Source organism: Brevibacillus sp. DP1.3A, from assembly GCF_013284245.2.
GTDB lineage: Bacteria > Bacillota > Bacilli > Brevibacillales > Brevibacillaceae > Brevibacillus.
In genome coordinates this window covers 2,853,640-2,879,294 of sequence record NZ_CP085876.1, presented here as the reverse complement: position 1 = coordinate 2,879,294, position 25,655 = coordinate 2,853,640, and the positions used below count along the sequence as shown (strand labels likewise).

Below are 25,655 nucleotides of genomic sequence, written 5' to 3'. Positions count from 1 at the left end.
ATAAAAGCAGCCATTTCCTGGTTGTTCCCAGCGAAATGGCTGCTTCTCATTTCTATCGAATTAGGAACGCTTCGCTCCGCGAGGCTTTGCAGGCTCCAGATTGATTCGTTTTCCGTTGATACGGGTTTGACGCAGTGACTCATATACGAATGCCGCTACTTCTTCTGGAACCTCAACGAAAGTGAAGTTCTCGAAAATGTCGATGCGACCTACTGATTTTCCTGGGATACCAACAGATTCAGAGATCTCACGAACCAGATCCTGTGGCTTCATGTTTGCATTGCGACCTACGTTCAGGAAGAAGCGAACCATGCCTTTTGCTGCACCCGTCTCACCAAAGTTGTACGCTTCTACTTCCTGCCCTTGTCCTGCTTCTGTATGGAATGCGAGGTGCAAGGCAGCTGCTGCTACTTTTTCAGCAGGGTATTGACCTACGAGAGCATCCGCTACTTTTTGATACATATCCGCGATTGCATCGCTTTCCAAAAGGCTAGTCAACTGTTCACGCAATTGTTCTTGTTTGCGCTCAGCCACTTCCTCCAAGGAAGGAACATTGCGAGAAAGCACTTGTGCTTTTGTCTGCTTTTGGATAAACATCATTTGTCTTACTTCACGAGGCGTAACCAACGTCATCGCGATTCCTTTGCGACCTGCGCGACCAGTACGGCCAATACGGTGTACGTAGCTCTCAGAGTCTTGTGGAATATCGTAGTTGATTACGTGGGAGACGTTTCCTACGTCGATACCGCGTGCTGCTACATCTGTCGCGATCAGGAATTCAATCGAGCCCTCACGGAACGAGTTCATGACCTTGTCACGTTGTGCCTGTGACAAGTCACCATGCAAGCCGTCTGCAAGGTATCCGCGGGATTGCAGCACTTCGGACAACTCATCTACACCGCGCTTGGTGCGGCAGAAAATGATTCCCAACTCAACATCCTCACTATCCAAGATGCGGCAAAGGCTCTCCACTTTATTGCGGTCAAACACTTTGTAGTATACCTGTTCGATCAATGGCGCCGTTACTTCCTCACGGCTCACCGCGATCGTTTGCGGCTGTTTCATGTAACGGGTAGCCAAACGCTTGATTTCTGGCGGCATCGTCGCAGAGAACAGCAAGGTTTGACGCTCTTCTGGCATATGCGTGATGATCGTCTCGATATCTTCGATGAAGCCCATGTCCAGCATTTCATCCGCTTCATCCAAAACGAGTGTATGTACGTGATCCAGCTTCAATGTTTTACGGCGCAAGTGGTCCATAACACGGCCAGGAGTACCTACAACGATTTGTACACCTTGACGCAGTGCACGAATTTGATGTCCGATCGATTGTCCGCCATAGATTGGCAGCGTACGAACTTTATTGTATTTGGAGATGCGCAGGAGCTCTCCCGCAACCTGAATAGCCAGCTCACGAGTTGGGGTCAGCACGATCGCTTGTACACGATTGGCAGGCGTAATCTTTTCTACAAGTGGAATCCCGAATGCAGCAGTCTTACCAGTACCTGTCTGTGCTTGACCAATCAGGTCTCCGCCATCCAGAACTTTTGGAATGCAAGCTGCCTGAATCGGTGATGGCTCCTCGAAGCCCATATCGTGAATCGCTTGCAGAATAGATTTATGTAAAGGAAAATCGGAAAAAATCGTCATGAAAAAATCACCTTTCTTTTTGCATTTGCAGCGCATAAAACAACGCGTATTTAGCGGCACGTCCAACGATTGCATGCCTTCTTCCGGCAAGGCGCAGCTCTTTTACAACTGTGGGCATTCCTTCTGCTGCGATCCCTACGTAGACAAGGCCAACAGGCTTACCCTCGGAAGGATCTGGTCCAGCCACTCCCGTAATAGAAATACCATAAGTAGCTCCCAGCTTTTCTCGTACATGTTCAGCCAGCAATTGAGCTGTTTTCTCACTGACTGCCCCATCTGTTTGCAAAATGGAATGAGGTACTTCGAGCAGCTGATTTTTCACTTCATTGGTGTAGCAGACTACCCCGCCACGAAACACTTGCGAGCTTCCTGGTACAGAAGTAATCAACGAGGCAATTGCTCCTCCTGTGCAGCTTTCTGCACAAGCGATCGTCTCATTTCTCTTTTTCAGCTTAGAAACCAGCACATCATGCAGCGACGAGTTCTCGCCCATCCCGTACATATACTGGCCAACACGGCTGAGTATTTCTTTTTCTACAGGCAAGATTAGGGCTTCTCCTTCTTCGACTGTAGCAGCTCTTGCCGTAATCCGCAGCGTTACTTCGAATTCCTTGGCGTATGGCGCGATCGTTGGATTTTCCTGCTTTTCGATCAGATCGAGCAATTTTTCCTCCAAAGCGGATTCGCCTATTCCGTAGAACCGGAGTACATGAGAATGAAACACTTGTTTTTCGGGAAGCAAATCGGTCAAGTAAGGCATCACGTAATTCTCCACCATTGGATACAGCTCGCTTGGTGGTCCAGGCAACAGCACGAACGTACTACTGTCATGACGGATCGCCATCCCCGGCGCCATCCCGAAATCGTTGGAGAATACATGGCTGCCAGAAAGCACCAGCGCCTGCTTACGATTGTTCTCCGTCATGACAATCCCACGTTGCAAAAAGAATTTTTCAATTCTCTCCATGGCCTCTGGATTCGTTTCCAATCCAATGCCTACATGCCCCGCCAAGGTTTCTTTCGTCAAATCATCTTGAGTCGGCCCTAGCCCACCCGTGAAAATGACGAGATCAGATCGTCCTGATGCCAATCGAATCACTTGTAGCAATCGCTCCGTGTTGTCTCCCACAACGGTATGAAAGTAAACTCCCACGCCAATTTCCGCCAGCTTCTGAGAAAGAAACTGTGCGTTGGTGTTAGCGATCTGGCCTAACAAAAGCTCAGTACCTACCGCGATAATCTCCGCTCTCATATTCCTCATCCATTCTCTTTGAGAGTAGAAAAGCCTCTAAACTAATAGTTTATCACTTGCAAACGCTCAAGAGAAGAGTCTTGTGAAAAAAGAGACCAATACCCGCATTACGAGTATTGGATCACGTTACGATTTTTCGCAAAGTAGTCGTACCCGGAGTAAATCGTGATGATCACCATCGCCCAAGTAGCTACTTCGTCGAACGGAATGCCGAAGAACCCAAATGGGAAGTTGCGAATCATGACAGCCGTAATCGCTACGATCTGCACCCATGTTTTCAGTTTACCCAATGCACTCGCAGCAATTACCTGTCCTTCTGCCGCAGCAACTAGCCGTAGACCCGTTACCGCAAACTCCCGGCTGATAATGACAATCGCAATCCACGCTTCCAGACGCTGCATCTCTACGAGTGAAATGAGTGCTGCAGATATCAATAGCTTATCAGCAAGCGGGTCCAGAAACTTCCCCAAGTTCGTCACGATTTTATTTTTCCGTGCAATATAACCGTCGAGTCCGTCCGTACTGGCTGCTAGGATAAACACCAAAGCCGCAATCAGCTCGTTATACGTCATCGTCAGGCTGCCAATCGTAAATGTCCCGATGTTGTAACGCACCAGCATAAAAAACATTACTACCGGCACCAGAAAAATCCTGGCGAGGGTGATGCGGTTGGCGAGATTCACCTAGACTACCTCCCCGGCTAAATCGTATTCATAGGAGTGTGTAATTTTTACTTTTACGATGTTGCCCAGCTCGCCTTTAAAACCAGTGACGAATACTTCACCATCGATTTCCGGAGCGTCATACTGTGTTCGACCTACATAAATATCGTTACGTCCTTCGTAACGTTCAATCAAAACTTCCAAGACTTGACCAACAAAGCGTCCGTTGCGATCTCCGGCTACTTCACGCTGAATTTCCATCAGCATGTTCGCACGTTTTTCCTTAACCTCTTCGTCTACGTGATCAGGCAGACGGGAAGCTGGCGTGTCATCCTCGTTGGAGTAAGTAAACACACCCAGTCGATCAAAGCGAATATCCTTCACAAACTCGCTCAGACGCTCGAAGTCTTCCTCTGTTTCCCCCGGGAACCCTACGATCAAAGAGGTACGCAGCGCCACATCTGGAACCTGCGCGCGAATTTTTGCTACCAGCGCTCGAATGTCCGTCTGTCTTCCAGGGCGACGCATTCTTTTCAGAATATGGTCTTCGGAGTGCTGCAAAGGCATATCTACGTATTTGCACACTTTTGGATTGGTTGCAAAGGTGTGGATCAATTCATCGGTGAAAAATCCAGGGTATGCATAGTGAAGACGAATCCACTCGATGCCCTCGACTTCAGCCAGACGGTTTAAAAGTTCAGGAAGCATCAGTTTTCCATCGTAAATATCCGTACCGTAGTTCGTAGAATCTTGTGCAATCAGACTTACTTCTACGATACCTTGAGCAGCCAAATGACGCGCTTCTTCTACGATGGACTCGATTGTACGACTGCGGAATCCCCCACGCATCAAAGGAATCGAACAGAACGTACAGGCGTTGTCGCAACCCTCGGCAATTTTAATATATGCGGTGTATGTGCCTTGTTTTACTTTCCGCTTCACTACATCTTCGTACGTAAAAATGGGATTTCCTACAAAAATCGGTCGCTTGCCCTCTAGAGATTCTTCGATAATACCTGTAATCGACATAAAATCGCCTGTTCCGACAATGCCGTCCACCTCAGGAATCTCATTCAAGATATCCTCTTTGTAACGTTGTGTGAGACAGCCCGCCACCACAAGCGACTTCAGTTTGCCGGATTCCTTCAATTCACCCATTTCCAGAATCTTATTTACGGATTCTTCCTTGGCTGCATCGATGAAACCGCAGGTATTGACGATGACCACAGTTGCTTCTTCCGGGTTATCAACCAGTTCATAACCTTTTTCATCTATCAGATGGGCCATCATGTCCGAATCAACGAGATTCTTTTCACAGCCCAGCGTAACAATCGCTACTTTTTCACGCGTGCCTACCTTCTCTGTCATCTTTTTTCCTCCAATTGGTCACACCAACCCATATTACACCTATCCAGTATAATATAAGCCTAAAGGAAGTGTCAAAACAGAGAAAAGTACGAAAGGCAAGCATATGCTTGCCTACTGGGTGACCGCCTCTTTTACTTTCATCGTAATATTGGACGGCATTGACTTCATTTTAGACGTGTCTACCAAGACTCCGTTAACCTTCAATTCCACTACAGTCGGTTTGCCCAAACGAATATAAGCGGATTTCCCCAGCTCAATCGTTTTTTCCTGATCCTTCTTGAGCGTTCCCTGCTCAACATAAGTTTTGCCTTTTCCTTCCGAAATACCAAACCAGCTTGTTTCTTCTTTCACCTTCAGATAAACCGTGATTTTTTCTCCACCTTGCAAGGAATAGTTATACATCGATCCTTGCTGCGATTCGAATGTGATGGTTGCCTGAGGAGTTTCCGTAACGGTCTCAGGTGGTTTTGTTCCTGTTTCAGGAGTCGGTGTGGTAATAGAAGGAGGCTTCGGTTGTTGAGCAATCGGGGATGTTGCCGCTCCACCACCAGGCGTGACAATTTCAGCTCCAGGGTTAACTGTTCCACCCGGCACTGGCTGAGTCGACTGACCTCCGTTGTTATTGACGACAGCGAAATAAATAACCCCGATAATCAAGGCAATAAACAATACGAGCAAGGTCTTGGTAACCCATCGCCCCGCTTGTAATGGATTGTTCGCTGAAGCAACTCGTCTGCGACGCAGTCGTTCTACTTGCTCTGTAGGTGGCTGGGCCGGCAAATCGGACTGAAAGTGATTCAAGATGTGGTTCGGGTCTAGACCGACAGCTTCCGCATAACTCTTTATAAATGCACGCGCGTAAAAGTGGCCAGGAAGTACGTGAAAATGACCCCTTTCAATGGCTTCCAAATATCGCCGCTGTATCTTGGTGATACGTTGGATGTCGTCGAGCGTGATTCCTTTTTCTTCGCGGGCCCTTTGTAGGACTTGACCTAGCTCAGACACAGCTGCCCCTCCTTAATTCATTTCGAAATTATCAAAGCCGCGATTGTTGATAAGCTCATATGTAATCTCTTCATCCGGATGATGACGCAGCTCAATAATGTAATGGAAATCATCAAGTTGGTACTCAGATTCCCTTACGAATATATCCGGATGCTCAATGATTTTTGCGGCAGGAAAGTTCATAATCTCCCGAAGCAAGGTAAAGTGCTTTTCTGTCGATCGCAGCGTTGAGACAATTCCATCTATCAAATATACATGATCAGTAGACATTTCATCAATGGCTAAGGAGCTACGCACCGTCTGGCGCAGCAAAGTAGAGGAAATGAATGTCCAACGTTTATTGGCGGATACGCTGGCAGCAATCATGGATTCAGTCTTCCCTACGCGAGGCATGCCACGAATCCCGATGAGCTGGTGACCTTCCTTCTTCAGGATTTCTGCCATGAAATCGACCAGCAAGCCCAGCTCCTCACGAACAAAACGAAACGTTTTTTTGTCCTCGCTATCCCGTTCAATATAGCGACCGTGGCGTACAGCCAATCGATCCAGCATGGTCGGGGGACGTAACCTCGTTATGGTTATGTTGTCCATTTTTTGCACAACGTTGCGCAAAACCTCCATTTTTTCATCATCATCGGTCAAGAGGAGCATACCTCGACGCATGGTATCCACACCATTGATCGTCACGATATTGATGTTCAACATCCCCAGAATAGAAGATACGTCCCCTAAGAGACCGGGACGGTTACGGGCAATCTCATACTCCATGTACCATTCTTTCTTCGCTTCCATATGCAATCCTCTCCGCCAACCAGAATTCTCTTCTTATGTAGTATATCACGTTCGTTTCATTCGACAATCGCGAAAAGAAAAATCCCCAAGAGTAGGGGATTTGAATGGCTAGCTGCCAGCGTTCGCGTCATTGCGATTCTGAACAAGCTTCACCATGAGTGTTGCCAAAGCTTGTTGCTGCTGTTGATCACCTGCGTCCCACAGCTGTTTCAACAGACGCTCCTGATCGTTTTTCGGGTCTACTTGCTCAGACAGATAGCTACCAATTTGATAAGCTACATTTTGAAGCGTTTCGCCTTCCATCCCGGCTTGTTTCGCTTGGTCTACCCTATCTCCGAGAAACGCTTTCCAGTCGCTGAAATTGTCAAGAATCGACATAGGGAAATTCCCTCCTTTTGTACGTTGCGAACAGATTTGCTGCCCACACAAAAGGTAGAATTCCATCATTTCTCCTATTTTATTCATGCATACTTCTCTTCTACGTGTACCATCCACCGTTTGGACTAATCACTTGCCCCGTCACATAACTAGAATCCGCCGAAAGCAAAAAGCGCACGACAGCGGCTACCTCATATGGTTGTCCGAGACGGTTGGCAGGTATTTCTTCCGCGATCATGTCCATTTCATCTGGAGCAAAGCGCTCCATCATTCCACCAGCAATAGCTCCAGGAGCGACTGCATTTACCGTAATTCCGTTTGGGGCCATTTCCTTTGCCAAGGCTTTGGTGAACGTATTGACTGCTCCTTTGGTCATGGAATACAACACCTCACATGAACCGCCTGTCAGCCCCCAAATGGAAGAAATGTTGACGATACGCCCATATCTTGCGCGCAGCATGGCCGGAACAGCAGCTTGACAGACCAAAAAAGCGGATCGAACATTGAGTGCGATGAGCTCATCGAATTTCTCGACAGTTACATCCGTAAATAAGCCGACATCGTCCACTGAGGCGTTGTTTACGATCAATAGTGGTGCAACCTGCATCTGAGCAAACATCGCCGCAATTTGCTGTGGATCCCGTAGATCAGCTTGGAGGATGCCGCACGGAACTCCCTGCTCCTGGCATTTTTGCACCAACGGCTCCAATTTTTCTATATTTCGATTGTAATGCAGATAAAGGGGAACCCCCGTATCAATCAGGTAGGCAGCGATCGCCTGCCCGATCTCTCCGGAAGCTCCCGTAATTAACGCCCACGGCGTCTCTTGCTTGAACATGAATACATTACTCCTGTGGCGAAGCGGAACGAACGATGGAAACAGCCATCTGCTCGATTAAAAAATGCTCCTTCAAACGTTTTTCCACATCTTCGCGTGTGATCGACTCCAAGGTCGGCACTACGGAAAACAGATCATTTCCGTTAAATTTGAAGCTGGTAAACTGGTTAGCGATAAACTCTACGGAGTTAAGAGAACGCATGAAGTTTCCGATTTTTTTACGCTTCGCACGCTCAAAATCATCCTGGGCTATACCGTTTTGCTTCAACTGTTCGATTTCTGCTTTGATCGTTTCCACTAAGCGCTCTGGATCAGGTGTATCTCCGCCAATAATCGTATACGCATAATCCTGCTCGCTGCTGTAGTCAAAATCAAAGCTTTCCGTAATCAGCTCGCTGTCATACAAACGCTCATAGACAGCGGAGCTTGTGCCGAACGCGATGTCCAATACCAGTTTAGTAGTCAACTCGCGTTTTAACAAGGCTTCCTTGGTTAGACCGTTTTCCTTTTCTTTGATTCCGATCATGCATTTGGGCAAGCCCACTGTTAGAAACGCTTCTACTTTCGCTTCCGCTGGAGCTGATGGCTCTTCTGGAAACACACGCGTGATTTGTGGTGCAGGAGAAAACTCTTTAGCTCCCTGATTTTCACGAATGAGCTTCATGATCGCTTCTGGCTCGAAGGAGCCCACAACCAATAGGAGCATATTGGCAGGATGGTAAAACGTTTCATAGCACTGATACAAATATTCTTTTGTAATATGAGAGATCGTCTCGATCGTACCCGCAATTTCAATGTTAATCGGATACTTTTGGTACATGGCCTTTAGGAGGTTCATGTACACCTTCCAGTCAGGATTATCATCGTACATGGTGATTTCCTGGCCGATGATTCCTTTTTCCTTTTCTACACTGGCATCTGTAAAATACGGGTCCTGCACATAATCGAGCAGCAAATTCAGATTGTCATCTAACTTATCTGTGCACGAGAACAAATAAGCCGTACGATTGAAGCTCGTGAATGCATTGCAGCTCGCCCCGTTTTTACTGAATTCGTGCATGACATCCCGATCTTTTTTCTCAAACATTTTGTGCTCAAGAAAATGCGCAATGCCATCGGGAACATTGATTTCTTCCCCGCTTCGAGTGCGGAAATGGCTATCAATGGAGCCATAGCGCGTAGTGAACACGGCGTATGTTTTGCTGAAGCCCTGTTTGGGAACCAAATAGACTTGCAATCCATTTTGGAGAGTTTCATGATATACCGTTTCATTTACTTGTTCAAAAACAGTGGTCTGCATCTTATGCCTCTCCCTTCTTGTCCCGTAGCAGATAAATCGTGTCGATCGTCACCTTGCTCGCTACTTTTTTGATATCCTCTATGGTCGCTTGGTTGATCCCCGCCAAAAGCTCTTCGATTTTCCGAGGACGTCCGCTAATCACACCGTTGTACGTAAATTCAATCATGCCGCGAGCACTGTCCAATAGTTCACGGAACTGGTTAGACAAAGTCGCACGGGTCTGGCTCATTTCCTCATCCGATATGGTTCCTTGTTGCATCAGATCAAGCTGCTGCTTAATAATCTCAACCGCACGCTGATATTTGCTAACTTCAATCCCGGACATAATCATGAGAATCCCTTTGTGGCTCTCTAGCCTGGATACGGCATAGTAAGCGAGACTCTCCTTTTCACGGACGTTGACAAACAGCTTGGAGTGAGGAAAACCGCCTAAAATCCCGTTGAATAGCAACAGCGTTGGGTAATCGTCATCCTTATAAGTGATCTGCGTGCGGCAACCGATATTGAGCTTTGCTTGGTTGACATCGAGTCGATCGATCACTTCGCGTTCAGCAGATACGTCTTTCACCGTCGATTCGATCTGCAGTTCTCCTACTTGCGAGCGCTCCAATGGGATATGCTTGCGAATAGCCTCACTTACTTCCTGCTGATCAACATCCCCCACCACGAACATATTGATCGGATTCGTCGTCGTTACTTCTTTAAAATATTGATACAGCTCCTGACCGGAGATTTTCGGCAAATCCGCCACGCGCCCTTGGACGAGAAGAGAGAATGGCTCTCCTTTACACATTTCTTCTGTTACGCGTTGGTTCGCATACTTCATTTTGTCGTCGATTAAACTTTCCATCCGCTTACGTAGCGTCTCTTTTTCCTGTGCCAAGTACTTTTCGGAAAAAGCGTTGTTCTGTACATGCGGTCTGACGAGCATATCTCCAACGAATTCGATGGCCTGCTCCAAAAGTGAGGATTCATTGGACAAATATTTTTCATTCGGTACTTCCATATAAATTTGCAGGATTTGCCGCTCGCCTTTTTTGGTGACATCTACATCAAAAATGGCACCATACAGGAAATCCAAATGTGCTCGCAATAGCTTCGTTTCTGGAAAACGAGCGCTGGCACGTTTCATGACCATCGCAAGCAATGCTGTTTTCGTTACGTGCTCCTCCGATAACGTCTGTTCAATCATCGTCACGATCGTCGTTGTCTTGAACTTTTCTGTTGGAAGGATATGTACGTTCATCCCATTGATTTGGGAGCTTTGAAATGCAATTTCGGTTGTAGAAGCAGTCATAGTCCAATCTCCCTTCTCCATCAGCTTACTCATACTCTTCTCTATTGTAACCAATTGTCAGGGCATCAAGCATCAGAATCTTCCATTATATATCCCAGTGCTTCATCCTATGCGCTCACGCAAGTCCCATAATACGCAAATCACAGCGCTTCCAACGTATAAAAAAAGAGCGAACGCCACCTTATTCCGAAGGGCGTTCACTCTTTTCCTTACATATCCATTGCATCCCAGTCTCGAGGATCATCCGATGTGCTATGCTCTTCAACAAATCGACCGCAATCAGACGAGAGACAGAGCATGCCATCCAACTGCTCATCGTGAAAGGGTAAGCCGTGGCTTCCCCCACAGTACGGACAAGTCCACATACGAAGGGCCTCCTTTTATTCGTGAAGGTACTCCGTAGTAGTTTGTCCCAATATTAGAGGGGACTCCCCACTTTATTTTGCTCCCACATCCGCAAGTAATCATACGGATCGATCGCTTTCCCCGTGTTGTTACGATAAAGACCAAAATGCAGGTGAGGTTCAAACATTCCCACTGTACCAGTTCCACCGTAACCTGTATCTCCAACAAAACCGATCAGTTGTCCAGCTTTTATCGTTTTCCCTACATGCAATCCCGGTGCATACGCCTGCAAATGAGCGTAATACATCCGATATTGACCATTCTCATCCGTAATGTTTACTCTCCAGCCACCATACGTATTCCAGCCCACTTTGTTGATCGTCCCATCGGATACCGAGTAAATCGGCGTTCCTTTCGGTGCCATAATGTCGATGCCCTCGTGACTACGGACACTGCCGCTATTCGTCTCGGTCCACTCTCGATCGGACCCGAAACTATCCCCATACGGCTCATACCAACTATTATCGTGGAAAGGAAACCGAAATTGTTTCCCAACCAATTCATCATCGGCAACCTTTGTGGCAATGGGATGCTCAGCTCTTTGTGCACCTTCTGGCAAAAATAAAATTTGGCCCAACAGTAACTCATCAGATGAGAGATGGTTATTTTTCTGAATGGCACTTATGTTCGTGTCGTGGCGAGCTGCAATTTCTGATAAGGTATCACCCTGTTGAACGACATATGGATTCAAGGAGTATTTCACACTCGCAGCCTTGTCTTCCACAGGTTTAGATTGTATGTATGCAACGGCCGACGTCTCATCCCATTGAACTTGATAGCCAAATGCCTCGGAGATAAATCGGATCGGAACAAGCGTGCGCTTATTCACAATACTTGGAGAAACATCCATCTTCAAGCGTTTTCCATCTACGTACGCAGTCTGGCTTCCAATTGTAAGGGTTATATGCTTGCCTTTTTTGTTGAGCAATACTTTTTGGGTGTCGGCATCGTAGCTTACTTCTGATCCTGTTGCCTCCGCTACTACCCTTATCGGAACGAGCATGCGCCCGTTTCGATGGATTGGTGATACATCTGATTGGACTCCCATTCCATCAACAACGACAGAAATGACCGGTCCTGGCTCTTTTGCTGAAACCATTCCACCGGATCCTGCTATCATCAGGCAAAAAACAAAAGCGCCTAGAAGCCTGTTCCATCGATAACTGCTGTACATATGTAGACAGCGGTTCATCTTTTTCCCTCCCCACAGACAATTTCCAAAAACGGATAGGACCGTTTTTTGCGGACCGCAAGCAGTCACAAAAATTATCGCACAGGGGAAGTGACAGGTTCTAGACGCTAAATTTTGTCAACGAATGATTAACGCGATCCCGTATCGTACGGTTTGCCGAGGGCCGCTGGAGCACTGGATCGTCCTACCAGACCAGCCATCACGAGAATCGTCAGTACGTACGGAAGCATGAAGATAAATTCAGTAGGAATGTAATTGGTCAATCCGAAGATTTGCACCAAAGACTTGATCGCTTGAGCGACACCAAAGAATAATGCTGCTCCCATCGCACCCATTGGATGCCATTTACCAAAGATCAAGGCCGCAATCGCGATAAACCCTTGTCCGGAAACCGTGTTATGGGAAAAGTTACTGGTTGTCGTCAAAGAAATGGTAGCTCCACCTAATGCAGCCAGCATACCACTGATCATAACAGCCGTGTAGCGCATTCTCTTAACATTGATCCCTACTGTATCAGCAGCACGCGGATGCTCACCAACTGAACGCAAGCGCAATCCGAATGGTGTCTTAAATACAACATACCAAGTAAGGAAAACCGCAATGAAAGCTAGATAGCTAGTAGGATACGCCTCAAAAATGGCATGTCCGATATAAGGAATTTCACTCAATCCAGGAATACTGAATTTGTTAAACACATTGTTCAATGTTGTTGTCTGACCTGCTCCGTCGAAAATAATTTTGGTCAGGTAGATGGAAAGTCCAGCTGCCAAGAAGTTCAGAGCCACACCACTGACGGTCTGGTCCGCTTTAAATGTAACCGAAGCAACGGCATGCGGAAGTGCAAAAATAGAACCGGCAATACCTGCTGCAATAAATCCAACCCACGGTGCCCAAGCACCCAGTGAATCTTGGAAAGCATAGGTCATTACGGCACCGGTAAAAGCACCGATAATCATCATACCTTCTAGTGCAATGTTCACGACACCAGAACGCTCAGAGTACAGTCCACCCAATGCGGCAAAAATCAAGGCAGTGGAAAACACGATGGTATCATGAACGAGGTTGCTGAGAATTAATCCCCAATCCATCAGTTTCCACCTTCCTTTTTCTTCATCAAGATCGGCTTAACGAAAATTTTCACGATGCCATGTGCAGCAACGAAGAAAATAACGGAAGCAATCACGACACGAATCAACTCAAACGGTACACCCGCACTAAACTGCATGCCGCTCGCACCGAATGTGAGCACCCCAAACAATATGGCAGCAAGGATAACCCCGAATGGTGAATTTCCGCCAATCAATGCTACCGCGATTCCATCAAAGCCATAGCCCGTATGCTGCGTCATAATCGCTTGATAGTGGAATACGCCCAAAATCTCAGTAGCTCCACCAATCCCTGCAAACATACCACCAATGAACATAGCCTTTACAACATTTCGATTCACGTTCATACCAGCATACTCAGAAGCATGCGGGTTCAAACCAACGGAACGCAATTCAAAACCAGATTTTGTTTTCCACAGGATGATATAGAAGAAAATAGCTGCGAGTACGGCAATCAGTGTACCCCAGTGCAAACGAGCATTGTCAAACATTTCAGCGAGCCATCCAATAGTAATGATCGCGGAATCCTTTACCTCTTCAGAGGTTTGTTTGCCTGCTGGAATAAAGAAAGCATTCATGACCCAGTTTGCAAAGTAAAGAGCTACCCAGTTCAACATGATGCTGGTAATAACCTCATTGACACCACGGGCTGCTTTCAAATAACCGGCAATGGCACCCCACAAACCACCTGCTACAGCACCTGCAAGGATAGCAAGTGGAGCGTGAATGATAGCTGGAAGGTCAAAAGAAACACCTACGACAGTAGAAGCAATCATCCCTACGATAAATTGACCTTCTGCCCCGATGTTAAAGAGACCTGTACGGAAAGCAAACGCTACAGCTAAACCTGTAAAGATCAATGGCGTAATTTGGCGAATCGTTTCACCAAAGTTATACGCGCTTCCAAATACTTTTTTAATCAAAGCCATATAGGCATCGATTGGATTAAATCCACCTGCCAGCATTGCGATTGCTCCAGTCAAAAGACCAAGAATGATCGCAACGGCAGGAACGAGAAACGATTCTTTCGTGAAGACCGCAATAACTCTATTCATCGTTTCCCCCTCCTTGCATTACTTTTCCGCCGGACATCATCAAACCGAGCTCTTGCTCCGTTGTCGATTTTGCATCGACAATCCCCACAATGGCTCCCTCATAAATAACCGCAATCCGGTCGGACACATTGATAACCTCATCCAACTCCAAGGAAAGCAAGAGAACCGCTTTTCCTTGATCGCGTTGATCAATCAGTCTGCGATGAATGAATTCGATAGCCCCTACGTCCAAGCCACGAGTAGGTTGAGCCGCAATCAGCAGATCCGGGTTCTTGTCCACTTCGCGGGCAATAATTGCCTTCTGTTGGTTTCCTCCCGAGAGCGCTCGTGCTGGCGTGTAAATACTCGGAGTCCGAACGTCGAATTCTTCAATAAGCTTGGCCGCATGCTTGTCAATGGCGCCATAATCAAGAAAACCGCCTTTGCAAAACGTTGGATGGAAGTACGTTTCCAATACCATATTTTCACTCATGGTGAAATCAAGAACCAATCCACGTTTATGTCGATCTTCAGGAATATGAGACAATCCTGATTCCGAGATGCTGCGCGGATTTTGATTCGTAATTTCTTTCCCATTAAGAAGGACACGCCCACTTGTTGCTTTACGCAAGCCAGTTAATACTTCAATCAGTTCACTTTGGCCGTTTCCGTCGACTCCAGCAATTCCGAGAATTTCACCGGCGCGAACCTCTAAACTGAGATTGTTCAGTGCATTCACACCTCGGTTACCCATCGCAGTCAATTTCTCTACAGCCAAGATCGTTTCTTTTGGTTTTGCTTCCGTTTTATCCACGCGGAAGTTCACTTCACGACCAACCATTTTTGCAGCCAAGTCGTCTGGATTCGTATCTTTTACCAATACGGAGTCAATGACTTTTCCTCGACGAATGATCGTAACCGCGTCACATACAGCCATAATTTCTTTCAGCTTGTGTGTGATCAGAATAATCGTCTTACCTTCTTTTACCAAGTTATGCATGATCTCGATAAGCTCATGGATTTCCTGCGGCGTCAATACAGCCGTAGGTTCATCAAAAATCAAGATGTCCGCACCACGATAAAGCGTTTTCAAAATCTCTACACGCTGCTGCATCCCTACTGAGATATCCTGAATCTTTGCTCTCGGATCAACTTTGAGCCCGTATTGATTCGACAGTTTTTCTACCGCTTTCTCAGCGCTTTGAATATCTATCTTCAACCCGTTTTTCGGTTCATTTCCTAGCACAATGTTTTCCGTGACTGTAAATGTTTCTACAAGCATAAAATGTTGGTGAACCATTCCGATACCAAGGTCGTTTGCAATCCTTGGACTGGTGATCTGTACAACTTTCTCGTTAATCAGAATTTCGCCTTCATCCGGCTGATATAGACCGAACAAGATATTCATGAGTGTGGACTTACCCGCGCCATTCTCTCCGAGCAGCGCATGAATTTCACCTTTACCTACGGACAGTGTAATACTGTCATTCGCAACAATGCCTGGGAACCGTTTTGTGATCCCTCTCATTTCAACCACTTTTTTTACCGAGTTCATGCATGCTCACCCCATTTTTTGGGTCTATTGTGAAGGTAAAGGACAAGGCCAGTAGCTCGAACCAGCCTTGTCCTTTTGCAGCTTCCTTAGTTTTTACTTGTCAGGAACTGTGATTTCGCCTTTAACGATTTTTTGCTTGTATTCTTCAACCAGCTTCAGTACGTCTTCAGGAACGTTTTTCGTGGAAGTGTCAGCCAGACCTACACCGTTTTCAGCCAGTCCGAGCCATTGTACTCCGCCTTTGAATTTACCCTCAGACAAGTCTTTCGCTACACGAATAACTGCTTCGTCAACACGTTTTACCATGGAAGTCAATGTGATCTCGTCGCCGAAAGTCAGGGACTGGTCTTTGTCAACACCGATTACCCATACGTTCTCGCCTTTAGCTTTACGGTCTTTTGCTTCGTTGAACACACCGTCGCCTGTACCGCCGGAAGCGTGGAAGATGATGTCCACACCTTGACCGTACATGGAGGAAGCCGTAGATTTACCCATGTCTGGTTTATCAAAAGCACCCGTGTAAACTTTCACTACTTGAATGCTTGGATCAACAGCTTTTACACCCGCTTCGAAACCAAGATCAAAACGTTTGATTACCGGGATGTCAACGCCACCCACGAAACCAACCTTTTTCGTTTTGGTCATTTTCGCTGCAACTACCCCAGCGAGGAAGGAGCCTTCATGCTCTTTAAAGAGTACAGATGCTACGTTAGGAGCATCTACTTCAGCGTCGATGATCGCCAATTTTGCGTCTTTGTTTTCATCTGCTACTTTTTTCAGGTGGTCACCCATCAGGAAGCCGATACCCCAAGTCAGATCCCAACCGTCTTTTACGAATTGAGTCAGGTTTGGTACATAGTCAGCATCTGATTTTGATTGCAGATAGTTTACGTTTTCTTTCGGGAGATTCAAATCGGTTTGGAGTTTTTGCAGCCCTTCCCAAGCACTCTGGTTAAAGGAGTTGTCGTTTACACCGCCAACGTCTGTAACCATACCTACTTTGATAGCTTTAGCGGCTGGAGCGCCTCCATTGCTACCAGTTTGGCCTTGAGGCTGTGCTTCTGGTTTGCTTCCGCAGCCAGCGAGAACGAGCGACAGGCTGAGTGTTGCCACAGAAAGCACGGATAGAACTTTCTTCATCTGAGATTACCCCCTGTTTTTAGTTGATGAAATTGTTGAGTGAGGTTGCCCCCACAGTTACAACCGTCTCCGTACGACATGAAAGTGAATTTTGTCAGCCCTGAAGTAATTATGGGAGTATAGCACTGGCTTTTCACTTTCGTCGTAATGAATCTGTTTGAGCAAGAGCATGGGAGCAGATTTATCGCAGTGCAGCAGGTTGGAAACCTTTTCATTGTAGCCCATGGGTTCAATATCGGCTACTGCGTATGCGATCCTTACCCCTGTTACGCTCTCCAGCCATTTGAAGATAGACTCTCCACTTGCCGCATAGCCCCCGGGCACCAGATGTGCAGGAATGCGGTCCACACAATAAACCACTGGCTCACCATCAGCCGTTCGAATTCGCTCTACTATGAGAACGCCTTCACCCGGATTTAAGGCTAGCCGCTTCCTCTCTTCTTCAGCAGATTCGCCAAAGGATGTTTTCAGGATCAAGGTTCCTGCCGTATATCCTTGGCGCTCGATTGCATCCGTCACACTAAAGAGTTCCCCAATCCCGCCTGAAAAAACAGGCTTTGAATTAATAAAGGTACCTACACCGTGTCTACGAATGACAATCTTCTCTTCCTCAAGAAGTCGGAGTGCCTCGCGAAGCGTCGCCCTGCTTACACCAAGCTGTTTAGATAGTTCGGCTTCAGAAGGGAGGCGTTCACCAGGACGAAGAAGTCCGGTTTCGATATCACTCTTGATCTTGTCCATTACCAAGAGAAACAGTGATCGAACATTCCCTTTGATGCTCATCATCATTCACTCCTGCTGTCCTTCAGCCATCCCAACAGGTAGGACGTCAGACCTCTGATTCGTATGAGACTTAATAACAACAATTTCCGTCAATCTCTTAGAAATTTTACATGAGGGGCGAGTATCATGCAAGCCAAATATTTATGAATAATAATGCAAAATGATTAATTTCGACAGGGATTTTTCTACTAAAATAGGAAAAAAGACCCTGCCAATACAAAAGCTGGCAAGGTCTCACTCTATGAAATATTACTTTCTATGGACGGACGTGGCAGACGAACCTCACGAGGCTTGCTTCCCTCATAAGGACCGACTATTCCTTGGGCTTCCATCATATCAATCAATCGTGCCGCTCGCGTATAACCGACGCGGAGACGACGCTGCAACAAGGATGCTGATGCCGTTTGGGCTTCAGAAACGATTTGGACAGCTTGATCGTACAGTTCATCATCCACGACTGGCTGCTGTTCCTCCTGCACGTCACCGGGGATCATTTCTTCATTGTAGCGAGCTTCTTGCTGTTCTTTCACAAAACGAACGACTTCTTCTACTTCCTTGTCAGATACAAAGGCTCCTTGAACACGAGTCGGCTTGGATGCCCCCATCGGAAGCGAAAGCATGTCCCCTCTTCCGAGAAGCTTTTCTGCTCCTCCCATATCCAGAATTGTTCTGGAGTCAGCCATCGAAGATACCCCAAAAGCAATGCGGGAAGGGATATTTGCCTTGATCACACCCGTAATGACATCTACGGAAGGACGTTGTGTCGCGATGATGAGATGAATCCCGGAAGCACGAGCCATTTGCGCGAGTCGACAAATCGCATCCTCCACTTCTCCCGGCGCTACCATCATCAAGTCCGCAAGCTCATCGACGATGACGACAATATAGGGAAGTGGCGTCCCTTCCACTTGCGCATTGTACATTTCAATATTGCGGCTCCCTGTTTTGGCAAACAAGTTATAACGCCGCTCCATCTCGGCCACGACCTTTTTCAATGCAACAGAAGCCCTTCTCGGGTCAGTAACAACAGGAGCCAACAAATGTGGAATTCCGTTGTACACATTCAGTTCCACCATTTTCGGGTCAACCATCATCAGCTTGACTTCTTCTGGTTTGGCCTTGAACAAAATACTCATGATCAATCCGTTAATGCATACTGATTTTCCGCTTCCCGTCGCACCCGCTACGAGCAAATGGGGCATTTTGGTCAAATCTGCTACGATCGGCTCTCCGGAAATATCCCTGCCAAGAGCAACGGTAAGCTTCCCTGGCGCATCTTGATACTCGGAGGCTTCCAGCACTTCTCGTAGTGATACGACCGCTACCTCCGAGTTCGGAACCTCGATCCCGATGGCTGATTTTCCTGGGATTGGTGCCTCAATCCGGATATCTTTTGCCGCCAATGCCAAAGCAAGGTCATCCGTCAAGCTGACAATCCTGCTTACTTTTACTCCTGTAGCAGGCTGAACTTCATAGCGTGTAACAGCTGGTCCGCGATGTACTTCGGAAACCGTTGCATTGACCCCAAAGCTCTTCAGTGTCTGCACTAATTTTGCCGCATTTGAGGTATGATCGACGTCTTTACCTGTTGAACTCGCTTTTGGTCTTGCGAGCATTTGCAGACTTGGGAGCTCATACGGTATAGTGTTCTGTTCTTCTTCAGTATCTAGTGTACCGAAGATTTCTTCTTCTCCTTCAAGCGCAAACGTAATTTCCTGATTCGTTTTCGGTTGTGCAGCTCTCGCTTGATGACTAGGATCAACCTTTTCCTCATCCTCATCCAATGCAATGCGATCTGTAAAATCACGTATTAACGGGGCGTTTGGTTTCTGGACTTCTTCCTCCTGAATAGCAGGCTGTGGATGAGATTTTTGCTCTTTCAACGCAGTAACTGCGATGGCCTCGCTCTCTGCCTCCGATTGTTTTTGCTTGCGAGCCCCTTCGGCTTCCTTTGCTTCTTTCTTTCGCTTCTCGTTTTCTTCCTGCAAAAGCTGTACAGAGTCCTTCACTGTATCTTTCGCCTTTCCGTAAAACATAGCGAGCTTGTCCTTGGCAAACATCAAAATGTTTACATAAGAAAGATTGAACAGAAACATCAGTCCCACAAGGAAAAGGAAAACAATCACGAGACCAGTACCAATTGTTCCAACAAGACCATTGGTTACGGCAAAAAACAGGGCACCGATCATTCCTCCGCCTACCCCGGTGGTGGACACTTTCTGACCATGATCGAGCCAAATTCTGTCCCATGTAACCTTAATGATGCTCTGCTCTGCAAATTTTCCATCTGCGGTAATTTGTTTGTATAGAATCATGTGATCCCAGGTCAAAATCGCCACACCAATGAGAGCTATCCCTAAGACGCGGTAAGTAAGCTTCGGTGACTTTCTCGTAAACATCATATGTATGGCCATACCGATTAGCAGAACAGGAATGATGAAATCCCATGAACCCGCAATAAACCGAAATAGAAGCGCCAGTACATTTTTGCCCAGCCATCCACTCTCCAAAAGCCCGATCAAGGACAGAACGATGATGAGAAGTCCCAGCAGCTCTATTTTGACAACTGAGGCCAATGCCGCTTGTGAACGCTCTTTTTTTCTCCTACTCAATGGCACGCCTCCTCCTCGTCATTACACTCGTTATATACCGTAATGGTAAAAAAGGCAGCCGTCGCGTGTTCGGCTGCTGTTCGTACATCACTAGTATAACACAGGAAATTCATAGAAATACAGGACTTCTTAGGCGAGCCATTCAGGTTGAAACTGAATTTTTTGTCCGGGTGCGTACTGCTCCTTCAGGTAGTCTTGCGGATCTGGACTAATCAGCCTGACGATTTTTCCTTCAAACGGTCCGGTTTGCTCAATGAGCATCGTGGCATGACCCACCGCGATCTCTTTCAGCTCTTGTTTCTCCACTTGCTCCATGTTCTCAAAAACCGTTTCCATCGGAATGATGGAGTATAAGATCATTGGAGTACACTCTCCTCGCCTTTTTGCGCTTTGATCAGTTCGTTCAGCTTTTTCAGCGCACTACCAAGGCCGCCGACTTCATCAATCAAACCGTATTTAACTGCATCTACGCCAATCACATTGGTTCCGATGTCTCGTGTCAATTCACCTGTTCGGGTCATGAGCTCACGGAACTTTTGTTCCGAGACATTGGAGTGACGGGAAATGAAGCTAACCACACGATCTTGCATTTTATCCAAGTACTCAAACGTTTGCGGTACACCAATCACAAGACCCGTCAAGCGGATCGGGTGAATCGTCATTGTAGCGGTTTCTGCAATAAATGAGTACGAACCGGCTACAGCGATTGGCACACCAATACTATGACCACCGCCGAGTACGAGTGTGACTACCGGTTTGGACAAGGACGATACCATTTCCGCAATCGCCAAGCCCGCTTCCACATCCCCACCAACCGTATTCAAAATAACGAGCACGCCCTCTATTTTGCTGTTTTGTTCTGCCGCAACCAATTGAGGGATGAGGTGCTCGTATTTGGTCGTCTTATTTTGAGGAGGAAGCTGAATATGCCCTTCTACTTGTCCGATGATGGTCATACAATAAATATTGCTTTCGAGCTGTGGGACGTTTGTCTGACCCAGTTGCGTAATGGAATCGAGCAGTTTTTTCTTCGGATCTTCTTGTGCAGGTGCTTCAGATGGCGGCGAAGCAGCAGGCTCCTGATCATCAGTTGGTGATTGTGGTTGGGATTCCTTACTATTTACCTCTGTGCTTGCAAACGGCCGCCTATTTAAAAAATCGTTAAATTGTTGATTCGGCATGGATGATCCTCCCTCACTTTCCTCTGTAGTATGGATAAGGGGAGGAAAAATCATGCGCCCACAAAGCCAAAAAAAGCCAGAAACCCTTCATCAAAAGGGTTTCCAGCTCTTTATCAAGTGATCCTACACTTCCATGATAATCGGCAAGATCATCGGACGTCTGCGCGTTTGCTCGTACAGATAACGGCCTAATGACTCTTTTACGTTATTTTTCAGTGAAGACCACTCATTCACATTTTCTTCCATGCATTTGACAAGTGTTTGGGTCACTATGCGATTTGCCTCATCCAGCAACTCTTCGGATTCACGCACGTAGACGAAACCGCGAGAAATGATGTCTGGACCTGACAAAATCGTGCCATTTTGTTTGCTGAGTGTAACGACAACTACCAGTATGCCATCTTGTGACAGTAATTTGCGATCTCTAAGCACGATGTTTCCTACATCACCAACGCCCAAGCCGTCAATCAAAACGTTGCCAGCATGGACTTTTCCACCGTAACGGGCCTTGCCCCCTGAGAATTCAACTGTATCGCCGTTATCCAGCAAGAACGAGTTTTCTTCAGGAATGCCAACCTGTTCAGCAAGTAAGGCATGCGTTTTCAGCATGCGATATTCACCGTGAACAGGAATAAAGTACTTAGGCTTCATTAGGTTAAGCATCAGGCGCAATTCTTCTTGGCTACCATGACCGGAGACGTGGACGGTTCCGTTAGGTCCATGGCCACCATAAATGACATCTGCACCAATGCGCGATAATTGATCAATTGTACGCGCCACGTATTTTTCATTCCCTGGAATGGGAGTGGCTGCAATAATAACTGTATCCCCTGGAAGGATGTCAATTTTCCGATGGGCGGATCGGGCCATCCGAGTGAGCGCGGACATAGGCTCTCCTTGGCTTCCAGTTGATAATATAACGACTTGTTCAGCAGGCAATTTGTTGATTTCATCGATCTCAACAATCAAGCCCTCAGGGACCAACAAGTATCCTAAGTCTCTGCTGATATTAATCACATTTTGCATGCTCCGGCCGACAACCGTCAATTTACGGTTGAACTGTGCTGCAGCGTCCACCACTTGTTGAATGCGGTGAACATTTGATGCAAACGTAGAAACAACAATACGTCCAGATGCTTTGCTGAACACATCCATGAGTGCTTTGCCTACTGAGCGTTCCGATCCGGTAAATCCAGGCCGTTCTGCATTCGTACTGTCAGAGAGCAAGCACAAAACGCCTCTGTCACCGATCATCGCCATTTTTGCCAGATCAGCTACCTGATTGTTAACAGGTGTTTGATCGAACTTGAAGTCTCCTGTATGAACGATGTAACCTTCTGGCGTATCCAGGCATACCCCTACACAATCCGGGATGCTGTGGTTTACGCGGAAAAAGGTCGCCTTCATCTTTCCGAGAACGACTTCCGAGTCGCTGTTGATCAATACGCGTTTTGTTTCGTTTAGGATGCCCGCTTCTTTTAACTTTGCATCAATTAAACCAAGGGTAAGTTTTGTCGCATAAACCGGGACTTTCAAATGCTTCAGCACGTAGCTGAGGCCGCCGATGTGGTCTTCATGTCCATGCGTAATAATAATACCCCGAACCTTGTCGCGATGTTCTTCCAAGTAGGTGATATCCGGAATAACCATATCAATCCCCAGCATTTCCTCTTCTGGGAACTTCAATCCGGCATCAATCACTACGATGTCGTCACCGCTTTGTACCACGTACATATTCTTCCCAATTTCGCCGACTCCGCCCAGGGCGAAAACGAGAACAGAGTGATTCGACTTTGCCAAAACGTGTAACCTCCTATATTTAGTTGTCATGTCCACTCAAAAAAACCGCCCCAAATCACTTGTTCTTATTATACCCGAAGTGAAATCATGAACACAAGGAAAAAGAGCCATCCCGGGCAGGAATGGCTCTTGATCTTCTATGGAGTTAAACAAGCAGGGAATAAACGAATGCTTTTTCTTGTTCGTTCAGCTCGACTAAAGGCAGTCGAACGCCCCCAACTTGAACGCCGAGCTTTTCTAAAGCAACCTTGGTCGGTCCTGGGCTCGGGTAGGCAAACAGGCCTTCAAAAATCGGCAACAGCTTGCGATGGAGTCTTGCTGCCTCCGTAAAGTTACCGGCAAAAAAGGCGTCCATCATGTCTGTCATTGGGCGACCCGCTACGTGACTCGCCACACTGACAATGCCCACTCCCCCGATAGACAGGATTGGCAAGGTTAAGCCATCATCACCACTGTACAGCTCAAAGCCTTCCGGAGCATGTTCAATGATTTGCGACATCTGCGACAAATTGCCAGAGGCTTCCTTGATGCAAACTACATTAGGCAGTTCCGCCAAACGAAGTGTCGTTTCAGCAGTCATATTGACGACGGATCTTCCTGGCACATTATATAGCATCACGGGTAGCTCGGTCGCTTCCGATAATGTCTTGAAGTGTGCGTAAAGCCCTTCCTGTGATGGCTTGCTGTAATAAGGAGCAACCACCATGACAGCGTCTACCCCAATGGATTGTACAGCTTGGGTGAACTCAATGCTTGATGCTGTATCATTACTGCCTGTTCCTGCAATGATGTGGCATCTTCCTTTTGCGTAGGAAACCACATGACGGAAAAGATCGAGCTTCTCCGTACGGGATAAAGTCGGTGATTCACCCGTGGTACCACTTAGTACGATTCCAGTTGTACCATTTGCAATCAAATGGTCAATCAGTCGCTCTGTTTTATCGTAATCGACCTGTAGCTGCTCATTAAAAGGCGTTACCATAGCGGTAACCAGTCGACCAAAACGTGCCACTACCTCTCCAACTCCTCTTATCGTGATCAGTAGGTATTAAAGTCAGGATATGCTCTTACATATGTTGAACATGCAGGTTGAACTGCTGATGCAGCGCACGAACAGCCTTCACCATATCCATTTCATGCACGAGTACCCAGATGGTTGTATGGGAGTCTGCTGATTGAAGAATTTGAATGTCTTCTTGCGTAAGTGCCTCCACGATTCGCGCCATCACGCCCGGCACGCCCGTCATCCCTGCACCAATCACGGACACTTTTGCGCAATGTGGCAAAAGCTGCGGCTCGTATCCCATTTCCGTTAACAGGCGAGCAGCTTTTTCTCCCATTTCATCATGGACCGTGTAAGCAACACCCATTGGGTTCACATTGATGAAATCTACACTGATGTTATTGGTTGCCATCGTTTTGAAGACTTGTAGCTGTGTATCGTAAGACCCTTCTTTGTTCGCGACCTTGATCTGAGTAATGTTCGGTACATGAGCAATTCCCATGACGACTCTGTCGTGTACAGTGTAGCCCAGTTTCCCGATCTCCAGCATAGTCGTAACGAGTGTACCGGGGTCGTCCGAAAACGTAGAGCGAACACGAATCGGCACGTTAGCGTGCATCGCGATCTCCACCGCTCTAGGATGAATAACTTTTGCACCCAGGTGAGCCATGTTGCAAATCTCCGTGTAGGTCACCATACCGAGCCGCTGCGCTTCTTCGACGATACGCGGATCAGCCGTCATGATACCTTCCACGTCGGTGAAAATATCCACCGTTTCAGCCTTCAAGGCGACACCGAGAGCGGTTGCAGTCGTATCGCTTCCGCCCCGCCCCAGTGTCGTAATTTCCCACTCGGCTGTACGTCCCTGAAATCCTGGAACGATCACAACTTGACTTTCCTGCAAGTCCTGCAAAATACGACTTGGATCGATCGACATGATTTGTGCATTCGTAAAGTCGTCGCTCGTCACAATATTTGCCTGACCGCCTGTCAAAATCTTTGCTTTAATTCCTCGTGCATTCAGCATGCTGCACATGACTGTTGCAGAGATGATTTCTCCGGTATGCATCAGCATATCCGTTTCTCGACTTGGCAGTTGGTTCCCATTACCACGAACCAACTGCAAGAGTGTATCAGTTGCGTATGGATCACCTTTACGACCCATCGCTGATACGACAACGACGAGGGCATAGCCCTCATCAATTGCTTTTTCCATATGGTAGATTGCCCGCATCCGGCAATCCTCCGTCGTCAAGGAAGAACCACCGAACTTCTGGACGAGAATCTTCACTAACCTCTCCC

The 25,655-nt window shown here is 47.0% G+C and carries 23 protein-coding genes; all 23 read right to left on the bottom strand.

Annotated features, from left to right (window positions below; all coding sequences use genetic code 11):
* Window positions 1-60: 60 nt before the first annotated feature.
* Window positions 61-1,650 (bottom strand): DEAD/DEAH box helicase, encoded by a 1,590-nt coding sequence (locus HP399_RS13435; protein WP_173617470.1) that lies wholly within the window; start codon window positions 1,648-1,650, stop codon window positions 61-63.
* Between the two features lie 7 nt (window positions 1,651-1,657).
* A complete protein-coding gene (locus HP399_RS13430; protein WP_173617469.1) occupies window positions 1,658-2,902 on the bottom strand; it encodes a competence/damage-inducible protein A in 1,245 nt (414 codons plus the stop codon).
* Between the two features lie 107 nt (window positions 2,903-3,009).
* Complete coding sequence (pgsA, locus tag HP399_RS13425) at window positions 3,010-3,585, bottom strand: CDP-diacylglycerol--glycerol-3-phosphate 3-phosphatidyltransferase (RefSeq protein WP_007719166.1); 576 nt, start codon at window positions 3,583-3,585, stop codon at window positions 3,010-3,012.
* Complete coding sequence (gene rimO, locus HP399_RS13420; RefSeq protein WP_173617468.1) at window positions 3,586-4,932, bottom strand: 30S ribosomal protein S12 methylthiotransferase RimO; 1,347 nt, start codon at window positions 4,930-4,932, stop codon at window positions 3,586-3,588.
* A 111-nt stretch (window positions 4,933-5,043) separates the two neighbouring features.
* A complete protein-coding gene (locus HP399_RS13415; RefSeq protein WP_173617467.1) occupies window positions 5,044-5,937 on the bottom strand; it encodes a helix-turn-helix domain-containing protein in 894 nt (297 codons plus the stop codon).
* A 12-nt stretch (window positions 5,938-5,949) separates the two neighbouring features.
* Window positions 5,950-6,729 (bottom strand): YmfK family protein, encoded by a 780-nt coding sequence (locus tag HP399_RS13410; RefSeq protein WP_016743377.1) that lies wholly within the window; start codon window positions 6,727-6,729, stop codon window positions 5,950-5,952.
* 108 nt (window positions 6,730-6,837) lie between these two features.
* On the bottom strand, window positions 6,838-7,107 hold the full coding sequence (locus tag HP399_RS13405) for a DUF3243 domain-containing protein (RefSeq protein WP_173617466.1): 270 nt from the start codon (window positions 7,105-7,107) through the stop codon (window positions 6,838-6,840).
* A gap of 100 nt (window positions 7,108-7,207) precedes the next feature.
* Window positions 7,208-7,945 (bottom strand): elongation factor P 5-aminopentanone reductase, encoded by a 738-nt coding sequence (gene ymfI, locus HP399_RS13400; RefSeq protein WP_173617465.1) that lies wholly within the window; start codon window positions 7,943-7,945, stop codon window positions 7,208-7,210.
* Window positions 7,946-7,952: 7 nt separating this feature from the next.
* Window positions 7,953-9,245, bottom strand: a complete 1,293-nt coding sequence (gene yfmH / locus HP399_RS13395; RefSeq protein WP_173617464.1) for an EF-P 5-aminopentanol modification-associated protein YfmH — start codon at window positions 9,243-9,245, stop codon at window positions 7,953-7,955.
* A 1-nt stretch (window position 9,246) separates the two neighbouring features.
* Window positions 9,247-10,542, bottom strand: a complete 1,296-nt coding sequence (gene yfmF, locus HP399_RS13390; protein WP_173617463.1) for an EF-P 5-aminopentanol modification-associated protein YfmF — start codon at window positions 10,540-10,542, stop codon at window positions 9,247-9,249.
* A gap of 209 nt (window positions 10,543-10,751) precedes the next feature.
* Window positions 10,752-10,907, bottom strand: a complete 156-nt coding sequence (locus tag HP399_RS13385; protein WP_007719195.1) for a hypothetical protein — start codon at window positions 10,905-10,907, stop codon at window positions 10,752-10,754.
* A 53-nt stretch (window positions 10,908-10,960) separates the two neighbouring features.
* Complete coding sequence (locus HP399_RS13380; RefSeq protein ID WP_173617462.1) at window positions 10,961-12,139, bottom strand: stalk domain-containing protein; 1,179 nt, start codon at window positions 12,137-12,139, stop codon at window positions 10,961-10,963.
* A gap of 128 nt (window positions 12,140-12,267) precedes the next feature.
* Window positions 12,268-13,227 (bottom strand): ABC transporter permease, encoded by a 960-nt coding sequence (locus HP399_RS13375; protein ID WP_173617461.1) that lies wholly within the window; start codon window positions 13,225-13,227, stop codon window positions 12,268-12,270.
* The gene (locus tag HP399_RS13370; protein WP_173617460.1) at window positions 13,227-14,300 is read right to left on the bottom strand and encodes an ABC transporter permease; all 1,074 of its coding nucleotides are present in this window, start codon (window positions 14,298-14,300) and stop codon (window positions 13,227-13,229) included. Before HP399_RS13370 ends, HP399_RS13375 begins: the two co-directional genes overlap by 1 nt.
* Window positions 14,293-15,834, bottom strand: a complete 1,542-nt coding sequence (locus HP399_RS13365) for an ABC transporter ATP-binding protein (protein WP_173617459.1) — start codon at window positions 15,832-15,834, stop codon at window positions 14,293-14,295. Before HP399_RS13365 ends, HP399_RS13370 begins: the two co-directional genes overlap by 8 nt.
* A gap of 93 nt (window positions 15,835-15,927) precedes the next feature.
* Window positions 15,928-16,974 carry a BMP family lipoprotein gene (locus HP399_RS13360; RefSeq protein WP_048033407.1) on the bottom strand — a complete coding sequence of 349 codons (1,047 nt, stop codon included), beginning with the start codon at window positions 16,972-16,974 and terminating at the stop codon, window positions 15,928-15,930.
* 57 nt (window positions 16,975-17,031) lie between these two features.
* Complete coding sequence (locus tag HP399_RS13355; protein WP_017249274.1) at window positions 17,032-17,757, bottom strand: GntR family transcriptional regulator; 726 nt, start codon at window positions 17,755-17,757, stop codon at window positions 17,032-17,034.
* A gap of 239 nt (window positions 17,758-17,996) precedes the next feature.
* Complete coding sequence (locus tag HP399_RS13350) at window positions 17,997-20,375, bottom strand: FtsK/SpoIIIE family DNA translocase (RefSeq protein WP_173617458.1); 2,379 nt, start codon at window positions 20,373-20,375, stop codon at window positions 17,997-17,999.
* A 123-nt stretch (window positions 20,376-20,498) separates the two neighbouring features.
* Complete coding sequence (locus HP399_RS13345) at window positions 20,499-20,729, bottom strand: YlzJ-like family protein (protein ID WP_047067802.1); 231 nt, start codon at window positions 20,727-20,729, stop codon at window positions 20,499-20,501.
* Window positions 20,726-21,550: a ClpP family protease gene (locus tag HP399_RS13340; protein WP_173617457.1), complete on the bottom strand. Its 825-nt coding sequence runs from the start codon at window positions 21,548-21,550 to the stop codon at window positions 20,726-20,728. Before HP399_RS13340 ends, HP399_RS13345 begins: the two co-directional genes overlap by 4 nt.
* Window positions 21,551-21,673: 123 nt before the next feature.
* On the bottom strand, window positions 21,674-23,380 hold the full coding sequence (locus HP399_RS13335; RefSeq protein ID WP_217367542.1) for a ribonuclease J: 1,707 nt from the start codon (window positions 23,378-23,380) through the stop codon (window positions 21,674-21,676).
* Window positions 23,381-23,495: 115 nt separating this feature from the next.
* Window positions 23,496-24,362, bottom strand: a complete 867-nt coding sequence (gene dapA, locus HP399_RS13330) for a 4-hydroxy-tetrahydrodipicolinate synthase (RefSeq protein ID WP_173617455.1) — start codon at window positions 24,360-24,362, stop codon at window positions 23,496-23,498.
* Between the two features lie 55 nt (window positions 24,363-24,417).
* A complete protein-coding gene (gene dapG, locus HP399_RS13325; RefSeq protein ID WP_173617454.1) occupies window positions 24,418-25,644 on the bottom strand; it encodes an aspartate kinase in 1,227 nt (408 codons plus the stop codon).
* Between the last annotated feature and the right edge of the window lie 11 nt (window positions 25,645-25,655).